The organism is uncultured Planktosalinus sp. (genome assembly GCF_963973675.1).
Classification (GTDB): Bacteria; Bacteroidota; Bacteroidia; order Flavobacteriales; family Flavobacteriaceae; genus Planktosalinus.
This window is the reverse complement of sequence record NZ_CAXBAN010000060.1, coordinates 1-9259: the sequence shown is the minus strand read 5'-3', so window position 1 is coordinate 9259 and position 9259 is coordinate 1. Positions and strand designations below refer to the sequence as shown.

Here is a 9259-nt window from a genome sequence, read left to right as displayed (position 1 = left end):
CGCACACGGGGTAGTGATGAAGTCACAAGTCTGTCTAAAAACTCATACATTTTTTCACCACGAAGGGTTACCTTCACCCCAATAGGCATTCCTTTTCTTAATTTGAAAGAAGCAACGTCTTTCTTAGACATTGTTGCAACTGCCTTTTGCCCGGCAATTCTTGAAATTTCATCAACTGAATAATCAATTAATTTCTTATCTGCAACAGCAGCTCCTACTCCTCTTGAAATTACTATTTTTTGTAATTTAGGAACTTGCATCACATTAATGTAACCAAATTCATCTGTAAGGGCTTTGATAACTCTTCCCTTATATTCTTCCTTAAGTCTTGGTGAATATCCCATAACTATATTACTTCATTAGATTTTTTAGAAAAACGTACTTTTTTGTCGCCTTCCATTTTAAAACCAACGCGTGTTGCCTTTTTTGATTTTGGATCAATTAGCGCCAGGTTGGAAACATGTATAGGAGCTTCCTTTTTTACAATGCCCCCCTGTGGGTTTTTGGCATTGGGTTTCTCATGCTTGGAAACTAGATTAACTCCCTCTACTATGGCTTTATTTTTTTCAGTGATTACGCGCATTACTTTACCTTCCATGCCTTTGTGGTCGCCGGCAAGAACAACAACGGTATCTCCTGATTTAATTTTAAGCTTTGTCATCGTTTTAGATTATTATAACACCTCTGGTGCTAATGATACAATTTTCATAAATTGTCTATCACGTAATTCTCTGGCAACAGGGCCAAAAACACGTGTTCCTCTCATTTCTCCTGCAGGGTTTAAAAGTACACAAGCGTTGTCATCAAAACGAATGTAAGAACCATCTGGTCTTCTTACTTCTTTGGTTGTACGTACAACTACTGCTGTAGATACAGCGCCTTTTTTAATGTTTCCGTTTGGTGTAGCTTCTTTTACAGTTACTACAATTTTATCACCTATAGAAGCGTATCTTTTTTTAGTACCTCCTAACACACGGATGGTAAGCACTTCTTTTGCTCCCGTGTTGTCTGCAACTTTTAGTCTTGATTCTTGCTGTAACATGATTATTTAGCTCTTTCTATGATTTCTACTAATCTCCAACACTTAGATTTACTTAAAGGTCTTGTTTCCATGATTCTTACAGTATCACCTTCGTTGCAATCGTTCGTTTCATCGTGAGCGACATATTTTTTTGTCTTCAACACGAATTTTCCGTACATGGGGTGTTTCATTTTTTTAACCTCTGAAACAACAATGGACTTTTCCATTTTGTTACTGGTTACTATCCCTACACGTTCTTTTCTTAAATTTCTTTTTTCCATCTTTCAGCTTCGTACACTTATTGTACTTCTCTTTTTGTTAATTCAGTCTGAATTCTAGCTATTGATCTTCTTTGCATACGCAATTGGATTGGATTTTCCAGCGGTGAAATGGCATGAGCCATTTGTAAATCTGTATAAGCTTTTCTTGACTCTGCAAGTTTTTCTTGCAATTTGGTCGTAGAGGCTTCTTGTATTTCTGCTTGTTTCATAGTATTGAATTATTAAGCTTGAAAATCTCTAGCGGTTATAAACTTGGTTCTTACCGGCAACTTTTGTGCAGCTAAACGCAATGCTTCTTTAGCAACATCTGCTGGCACTCCGGCAACTTCAAACAAGATTCTACCGGGTTTAACAATAGCTGCCCAATATTCAACGGCACCTTTACCTTTACCCATACGTACTTCAAGGGGTTTTTTAGTTATAGGCTTGTCTGGAAATATTTTTATCCAAAGCTGACCTTCCCTTTTCATAAAACGGGTAGCTGCAATACGCGCTGCTTCAATTTGACGTGCTGTCAAAAAGCTTGAGTCTAATGATTTAATACCAAAGGTTCCGTTTGACAATTGGTTTCCTCTTTGAGAAATCCCTTTCATACGGCCTTTTTGCTGTTTACGGTATTTTGTTCTTTTTGGTTGTAACATTTTCTTTAATTTAAAAAATTACTTTCTGCGACGTGCTTTTGGTTTTCCAGCTCCACCTCTTTCAGGTTTTCCTCCTTGCTTTTTGGATAATCCAACTAACGGGGAAAGTTCTCTTTTACCATACACTTCGCCTTTCATAATCCACACTTTAACACCCAATCTTCCGTAAGTGGTATGTGCTTCAACCAGAGCATAATCAATATCTGCTCTGAAAGTAGATAAAGGAATACGACCTTCTTTATAAGATTCTGAACGAGCCATCTCTGCACCATTCAAACGTCCTGAAATTTGAACCTTTATTCCTTCTGCATTCATTCTCATTGCCGCGGCTATAGCCATTTTAATAGCGCGTCTGTATGAAATTCTGCTTTCAATTTGACGTGCAATACTAGTAGCTACTAAAAATGCATCAAGTTCAGGTCTTTTAATTTCAAAAATATTGATCTGTACTTCTTTACCGGTAATCTTCTTAAGTTCTTCTTTCAACTTGTCTACCTCCTGACCGCCTTTACCAATAATAATACCGGGCCGTGCAGTGGTGATAGTAACGGTTACAAGTCTAAGAGTACGCTCAATGATCACTCTAGACACACTAGCTTTTGCCAAACGAGCATGAACATATTTTCTAATCTTGTCGTCTTCAGCAATTTTATTGCCGTAGTCTTTACCTCCATACCAGTTGGACTCCCATCCTCTGATGATTCCAAGGCGATTTCCGATTGGATTTGTTTTTTGTCCCATTTAATTAATTGCTTTGTGTGTTATCTTTAGCTCCTAAAACCACTGTTACATGATTGGAACGTTTTCTAATTCTGTGTGCACGCCCTTGTGGTGCTGTGCGTAAACGCTTTAACATGGTTCCACCATCAACGCGAATTTCCTGTACAAAAAGATTGGCATCTTCTATACTTGCATCTTCATTCTTTGCTTGCCAGTTTGCAATGGCTGATAGCAATAACTTTTCAAGTCTGCGAGAAGATTCTTTTTGACTGAATTTTAAAATATTAAGCGCTTTATCTACGTCTTCACCTCTTACTAAATCTGCCATAAGGCGCATTTTTCTTGGTGATGTCGGGCAGTTATTCAACTTTGCAAAGGCGATGTTTTTCTTCGCTTCTTTGACTTGTTCTGCTCTTTCTCTTTTACGAACTCCCATAGCCTATTATTTTTTTCCTTTGTTTTTAGCACCCGCATGACCTCTGAAAGATCTTGTTGGTGAAAATTCGCCTAGTTTATGTCCAACCATGTTTTCGGTTACATACACTGGAACAAATTGTTTTCCGTTGTGTACTGCGATGGTTTGTCCAACAAAATCAGGAGTTATCATAGAGGCTCTAGACCAGGTCTTGATTACACTCTTTTTGTTTGACTCCACATTGAGTTGTACTTTTTTCTCTAATTTATAGTGAACGTAAGGTCCCTTTTTTAACGATCTTGCCATAGCTTATTTCTTTCTACGTTCTATGATATATTTATTACTCGATTTTGTCTTAGTACGGGTTCTGTAACCTTTTGCAGGTATACCGTTTCTAGAACGCGGGTGACCTCCTGAAGCACGACCTTCACCACCACCCATTGGGTGATCGACTGGGTTCATTGCTACTGGTCTTGTTCTGGGTCTTCTACCCAACCATCTGCTTCTACCGGCCTTACCGGAAACTAACAATTGGTGATCACTGTTTGAAACCGCACCTATTGTTGCCATACAAGTGGAGAGAATCAATCTTGTCTCACCTGAAGGCAGCTTTACAGTAACAAACTTTCCGTCTCTTGCCATTAACTGTGCAAATGCTCCTGCACTTCGAGCCATCGTTGCTCCCTGTCCGGGACGTAGCTCAATACAAGATATAATTGTACCTAGCGGTATGCTTGAAAGAAGCATTGCATTGCCTATTTCTGGAGCTACATTGTCACCTGAAACAAGGTTTTGACCAACTTGCAAACCATTTTGAGCAATGATATAACGCTTTTCACCGTCTTGATAATTCAAAAGAGCAATAAATGCTGTTCTGTTTGGATCATATTCTATTGACTGAACAGTAGCCGGAATTCCGGTTTTGTTTCTTTTAAAATCAATGATACGATACTTTCTCTTATGACCACCACCTACTTGGCGGATTGTCATTTTTCCTTTGTTGTTTCTACCTCCAGATTTTTTGTTCGGAGCAAGCAAGCTTTTCTCCGGCTTATCAGTAGTAATGGCATCAAAACCATTGACTACTCTAAAACGCTGACCCGGGGTAATGGGTTTTAATTTTCTTACTGACATTGTTGTCTAATTTCTAGATGTTGTTGTAAAAATCTATTGTTTCTCCTTCTGCCACCTGTACAATTGCTTTTTTAACAGCACTTGTTTTACCAGTAATGACACCCGTTTTTGTATATTTAGTTTTTCGATCGGGACGAACATTCATTGTGCGAACTTTAGTAACAGAAACTCCGTATGCCGATTCTACAGCATCTTTGATTTCAATCTTATTCGCCTCATTTGCAACTACAAAGCCATAACGATTTTTGTCTTCAGCATCGCGGGTTGCTTTTTCTGTAATGATGGGTTTAATTAAGATATTCATAATTTCTATTTACTTAAGTTTTGCTCAATCCCTTCTAACGAACTCTCTAATAACACTAAACTGTTTGCATTTAGTATTTTATAAGTACTTAATTCTGAGTTTATTACAACTTCAGTACCTTTTAAATTGCGCGACGACAAATATACATTATTATTTAACTCTCCCAACACAAACAAAGATTTTTTGTTTTCTAAGCCTAATGCGCCAAGAAGATTTGTAAAATTCTTTGTTTTTGGTGCCTCAAAATTGAAGTCTTCAATAACAAAAATTTGCTTGTCTTTGGCTTTCATCGACAGAGCCGATTTTCTTGCCAAACGCTTTAAAGTTTTATTAAGTTTGAAAGAATAACTTCTGGGTCTTGGACCAAATACTCTTCCCCCACCTTTAAATAATGGGTTTTTAATATTTCCAGCACGTGCTGTTCCTGTTCCCTTTTGCTTTTTAATCTTTCTGGTACTTCCAACTATCTCAGCACGTTCTTTAGCTTTATGTGTTCCCTGACGTTGATTTGCCAGGTATTGCTTAACATCTAAGTATACCGCGTGATTGTTTGGCTCTATTGCAAAAACATCCTTAGAAAGGTTGACCTCTCTACCTGTTTCTTTTCCGTTGATATCTAATACTGCTACCTTCATTATTTCTGAATAATTACGTAAGAGTTTTTATGACCCGGAACACATCCTTTAACTACAAGAAGATTTTTTTCAGGTACAATTTTTAATACTCTTAAATTTTCAACTTTCACTTTATCACCCCCCATTCTTCCGGCCATACGCATTCCTTTGAATACTCTTGCAGGATAGGAAGCAGCACCTATGGATCCAGGTGCTCTTAATCGGTTGTGCTGACCGTGGGTAGCTTGACCTACACCAGCAAAACCGTGTCGTTTAACAACTCCTTGAAATCCTTTACCTTTGGAAATTCCGGAAATATCCACGAACTCTCCTTCTGTAAAGTGTTCTACAGTGATAGAGTCACCTAATTTGTAATTTTCTTCAAATCCTTGGAATTCTACGACTTTACGTTTTGCAACGGTTCCTGCTTTTTTAGCGTGGCCTTCGGCAGCTTTATTGGCAGTCTTTTTGTCATCGAAACCAAGTTGAAGAGCTTCATACCCGTCAACCTCAGAGGTTCTGACTTGGGTAACAACACATGGTCCTGCTTCAATTACGGTACAGGGAATATTTTTTCCGTTCTCGTCAAAGATGCTGGTCATGCCTATTTTCTTTCCAATTAACCCAGACATAGTTTATTTAATTAATTATTAATACTTGTTTAAATTTATTTTTAAAAAATCAGGGTCAAAATACATTCGACCCTGAAAGTATTTTTACCGTTTTTCCTTCGCACGAAGCTCCGGACATGTATACCCACGCAGGTGGGTATCTATTTATCACACTTTAATCTCTACTTCAACACCACTTGGCAATTCTAATTTCATTAGAGCATCAATGGTTTTTGAAGAAGAACTGTAAATGTCCAACAAACGCTTATATGAACTCAATTGAAATTGCTCTCTTGATTTCTTGTTTACGTGAGGAGAACGTAATACAGTAAATATTTTTTTGTGTGTTGGTAAAGGAATTGGTCCAGTTACAACGGCACCTGTGTTTTTTACTGTTTTAACGATTTTTTCTGCAGATTTATCTACAAGGTTATAATCGTATGACTTTAGTTTTATTCTAATTTTTTGACTCATCGCTGTAAAATTAATCGTTAGCTCCTTTTGCTTTTTTTATAACTTCTTCTGAAATGTTAGAGGGTGTTTCTGCATAGTGAGAAAACTCCATTGTTGATGTAGCTCTACCTGAAGATAGTGTTCTTAAAGTAGTAACATAACCAAACATTTCAGATAATGGCACAGTTGCCTTGATTGTTTTGGCACCTGCACGGTCTCCCATATTGCTAACCTGACCGCGACGACGGTTCAAATCACCAACGATATCACCCATATTTTCTTCTGGAGTAATCACTTCAATTTTCATAATAGGCTCAAGAATAACAGCGCCTGCAGCTTTTGAAGCAGCTTTGTAACCCATTTTGGCAGCTAGCTCAAACGAAAGAGAATCTGAATCCACAGGGTGGAATGAACCATCTTTCAATGTTACCTTCATACTATCCATTTCAAATCCGGCTAAAGGTCCATTTTTCATGGCTTCTCTAAAACCTTTTTCAACAGCAGGAATATATTCTTTAGGTACGTTACCTCCTTTGATTTCGTTTACAAACTCCAATCCTTCTTTTCCATCTTCAGCTGGTTCCATAGAAAATACAATGTCAGCAAATTTACCACGACCACCAGATTGCTTTTTGTAAACTTCTCTGTGATCTGCTTTTCGCGTAATTGACTCTTTGTATTCCACTTGTGGCTCGCCTTGATTTACTTCAACCTTGAACTCACGACGTAAGCGGTCTACAATAATATCTAAGTGAAGTTCTCCCATGCCGGAAATAATAGTCTGACCCGAAGCTTCATCTGTCCTTACGGTAAACGTTGGGTCTTCTTCAGCTAGTTTTGACAATGCCATTCCTAATTTATCAACATCAGCCTTAGTTTTAGGCTCAACAGCTATTCCTATTACAGGATCCGGGAATACCATACTCTCCAAAACAATGGGGTGCTTTTCAGCAGAAAGTGTATCACCGGTTTTAATATCTTTAAAACCAACGGCTGCACCGATGTCTCCTGCTTCTATATAATCAATTGCATTTTGTTTATTTGCATGCATTTGATAGATTCTTGAAATACGTTCTTTATTTCCTGAACGATTGTTCAATATATAAGAACCTGCATCAAGTCTCCCTGAATATGCACGGAAAAATGCTAAACGTCCTACAAAAGGATCGGTTGCAATTTTAAATGCCAATGCAGCAAAAGGCTCACTAACATCAGGCTTTCTAATTTCTTCCTTGTCGGTATCGGGGTTTACACCAATGATACCTTCTTTATCTACCGGTGAGGGTAAATAACGACACACAGCATCCAATAAAAACTGAACACCTTTGTTTTTAAAAGCTGAACCTGCAATCATTGGAATGATACTCATATCCATCACAGCAGCTCTAAGTGCAGCGTGCACTTCTTCCTCTGTGATAGAATCTTCATCCTCCATAAATTTTTCAAGAAGATTTTCGTCATATCCGGCAACTTCTTCAATAAGCAAAGCTCGGTATTTTCTCACTTCGTCTTCCATTTCAGCCGGAATGTCTACTACATCAAATGTAGAACCAAAATTATCTTCATGCCAGACAATAGCGCGGTTTTTTACTAAATCAACAATACCTTTGAAATCAGCTTCATCACCAATTGGCAATACAATTGGAACTGCATTAGAACCAAGCATTTCTTTTACTTGATTACAAACATTTAAAAAGTCAGCTCCTTGTCTGTCCATTTTATTTACAAAGCCCATTCTTGGCACTTTGTAATTATCGGCGAGTCTCCAGTTTGTTTCAGATTGAGGCTCTACACCGTCAACTGCACTAAACAAGAAAACCAAACCATCAAGAACACGCAATGAGCGGTTTACCTCAACAGTAAAGTCAACGTGACCGGGAGTATCTATAATATTAAAATGGTAGTCTTTTGCTTCGGGGGTTGGCTGAGCATTTTCCATTGGAAAAACCCACTTACAAGTTGTTGCAGCAGAAGTAATTGTAATCCCTCTTTCTTGCTCTTGTTCCATCCAGTCCATAGTAGCTGCTCCGTCGTGAACTTCACCAACTTTGTGACTCACCCCGGTATAAAAGAGGATACGCTCTGTTGTAGTTGTTTTACCTGCATCAATATGCGCGGCAATCCCTATATTTCTAGTATATTTTAAATCTCTTTGTGCCATTGTAGTATATTAAAATCTAAAGTGTGAGAATGCTTTGTTTGCTTCAGCCATTTTGTGCGTATCAATACGCTTCTTAACAGCTGCCCCTTCTTCTTTTGCTGCTGCTAAAACTTCTGCAGCCAATCTTTGCGCCATAGACTTTTCATTTCTTTTTCTTGAAAAAGAAATCAACCACTTCATAGCGGTAGAAATTTTTCTGTCTGGTCTGATTTGCATTGGAATCTGGAAGGTTGCTCCTCCCACTCTACGACTTCTTACTTCTACGTGAGGCATTACATTTGATAATGCATCCTTCCAAGTTTCTAAAGCCGACTTTTCGTCATCTTGTTTTTTTTCTTCTACGATTGTCATTGCATCGTAAAATACTTTAAAGGCAACCGATTTTTTACCGTCATGCATCATCATGTTTACAAAACGTGTAACAAGTTGATCATTGAACTTTGGGTCTGGTAAAAGAGGTCTTTTTTTGGCCTGTCTTTTTCTCATGTCTTCTTTTTAAAAGTTGTTAATTACTTCTTAGGGCGTTTTGCACCGTATTTAGACCTCCGTTGTGTTCTGCCTGCAACACCTGCGGTGTCTAAGGCTCCACGAACGATGTGGTATCTAACTCCCGGTAAATCTTTTACCCTTCCACCTCTAACCAATACTATCGAGTGCTCTTGCAGGTTGTGGCCTTCTCCGGGTATGTATGCATTTACTTCCTTTCCGTTTGTTAACCTTACCCTTGCAACTTTACGCATTGCAGAGTTTGGTTTTTTAGGAGTGGTAGTATATACACGCGTACACACACCTCTTCTTTGAGGACACGAATCCAAAGCAGCCGATTTACTCTTCTTGGTTATTTTGGCTCTTCCTTTTCGTACTAATTGTGAAATTGTTGGCATTAAATTTCTTTTAAAAACTA

The 9259-nt window shown here is 38.2% G+C and carries 17 protein-coding genes; all 17 read right to left on the bottom strand.

The annotated features are described in order from the left end of the window. The coding region (rplE, locus tag AACY61_RS03875) for a 50S ribosomal protein L5 (protein WP_339610276.1) at positions 1 to 344 on the bottom strand (344 nt) is incomplete at its 3' end. A 2-nt stretch (positions 345 to 346) separates the two neighbouring features. Further along, a complete protein-coding gene (gene rplX, locus AACY61_RS03870; RefSeq protein ID WP_339610275.1) occupies positions 347 to 661 on the bottom strand; it encodes a 50S ribosomal protein L24 in 315 nt (104 codons plus the stop codon). A gap of 12 nt (positions 662 to 673) precedes the next feature. Continuing rightward, the gene (gene rplN / locus AACY61_RS03865; protein ID WP_339610274.1) at positions 674 to 1042 is read right to left on the bottom strand and encodes a 50S ribosomal protein L14; all 369 of its coding nucleotides are present in this window, start codon (positions 1040 to 1042) and stop codon (positions 674 to 676) included. 2 nt (positions 1043 to 1044) lie between these two features. Next, a complete protein-coding gene (rpsQ, locus tag AACY61_RS03860; protein ID WP_188440162.1) occupies positions 1045 to 1302 on the bottom strand; it encodes a 30S ribosomal protein S17 in 258 nt (85 codons plus the stop codon). A 17-nt stretch (positions 1303 to 1319) separates the two neighbouring features. After that, positions 1320 to 1511, bottom strand: a complete 192-nt coding sequence (rpmC, locus tag AACY61_RS03855) for a 50S ribosomal protein L29 (RefSeq protein WP_339610273.1) — start codon at positions 1509 to 1511, stop codon at positions 1320 to 1322. Positions 1512 to 1523: 12 nt separating this feature from the next. Beyond that, positions 1524 to 1943, bottom strand: coding sequence for a 50S ribosomal protein L16 (gene rplP / locus AACY61_RS03850; protein WP_339610272.1), 420 nt, complete (start codon positions 1941 to 1943; stop codon positions 1524 to 1526). Between the two features lie 18 nt (positions 1944 to 1961). Next, complete coding sequence (rpsC, locus tag AACY61_RS03845; RefSeq protein WP_339610271.1) at positions 1962 to 2684, bottom strand: 30S ribosomal protein S3; 723 nt, start codon at positions 2682 to 2684, stop codon at positions 1962 to 1964. A gap of 4 nt (positions 2685 to 2688) precedes the next feature. Continuing rightward, on the bottom strand, positions 2689 to 3099 hold the full coding sequence (gene rplV / locus AACY61_RS03840) for a 50S ribosomal protein L22 (RefSeq protein ID WP_339610270.1): 411 nt from the start codon (positions 3097 to 3099) through the stop codon (positions 2689 to 2691). Between the two features lie 6 nt (positions 3100 to 3105). Next, positions 3106 to 3384 carry a 30S ribosomal protein S19 gene (gene rpsS, locus AACY61_RS03835; RefSeq protein WP_339610269.1) on the bottom strand — a complete coding sequence of 93 codons (279 nt, stop codon included), beginning with the start codon at positions 3382 to 3384 and terminating at the stop codon, positions 3106 to 3108. 3 nt (positions 3385 to 3387) lie between these two features. After that, positions 3388 to 4212 carry a 50S ribosomal protein L2 gene (rplB, locus tag AACY61_RS03830; protein ID WP_339610268.1) on the bottom strand — a complete coding sequence of 275 codons (825 nt, stop codon included), beginning with the start codon at positions 4210 to 4212 and terminating at the stop codon, positions 3388 to 3390. A 13-nt stretch (positions 4213 to 4225) separates the two neighbouring features. Beyond that, the gene (gene rplW / locus AACY61_RS03825) at positions 4226 to 4516 is read right to left on the bottom strand and encodes a 50S ribosomal protein L23 (protein WP_339610267.1); all 291 of its coding nucleotides are present in this window, start codon (positions 4514 to 4516) and stop codon (positions 4226 to 4228) included. Between the two features lie 5 nt (positions 4517 to 4521). Continuing rightward, positions 4522 to 5151 carry a 50S ribosomal protein L4 gene (gene rplD / locus AACY61_RS03820; RefSeq protein ID WP_339610266.1) on the bottom strand — a complete coding sequence of 210 codons (630 nt, stop codon included), beginning with the start codon at positions 5149 to 5151 and terminating at the stop codon, positions 4522 to 4524. Further along, the gene (gene rplC, locus AACY61_RS03815) at positions 5151 to 5762 is read right to left on the bottom strand and encodes a 50S ribosomal protein L3 (protein ID WP_339610265.1); all 612 of its coding nucleotides are present in this window, start codon (positions 5760 to 5762) and stop codon (positions 5151 to 5153) included. The genes rplD and rplC overlap by 1 nt, the downstream gene beginning before the upstream one ends. A gap of 147 nt (positions 5763 to 5909) precedes the next feature. Further along, positions 5910 to 6215 carry a 30S ribosomal protein S10 gene (gene rpsJ, locus AACY61_RS03810; RefSeq protein ID WP_188440138.1) on the bottom strand — a complete coding sequence of 102 codons (306 nt, stop codon included), beginning with the start codon at positions 6213 to 6215 and terminating at the stop codon, positions 5910 to 5912. A 10-nt stretch (positions 6216 to 6225) separates the two neighbouring features. Further along, the gene (gene fusA, locus AACY61_RS03805) at positions 6226 to 8355 is read right to left on the bottom strand and encodes an elongation factor G (RefSeq protein ID WP_339610264.1); all 2130 of its coding nucleotides are present in this window, start codon (positions 8353 to 8355) and stop codon (positions 6226 to 6228) included. Positions 8356 to 8364: 9 nt separating this feature from the next. Then, positions 8365 to 8841: a 30S ribosomal protein S7 gene (rpsG, locus tag AACY61_RS03800; protein ID WP_339610263.1), complete on the bottom strand. Its 477-nt coding sequence runs from the start codon at positions 8839 to 8841 to the stop codon at positions 8365 to 8367. A gap of 23 nt (positions 8842 to 8864) precedes the next feature. Continuing rightward, positions 8865 to 9239 carry a 30S ribosomal protein S12 gene (rpsL, locus tag AACY61_RS03795; RefSeq protein WP_006795815.1) on the bottom strand — a complete coding sequence of 125 codons (375 nt, stop codon included), beginning with the start codon at positions 9237 to 9239 and terminating at the stop codon, positions 8865 to 8867. Positions 9240 to 9259 lie beyond the last annotated feature (20 nt).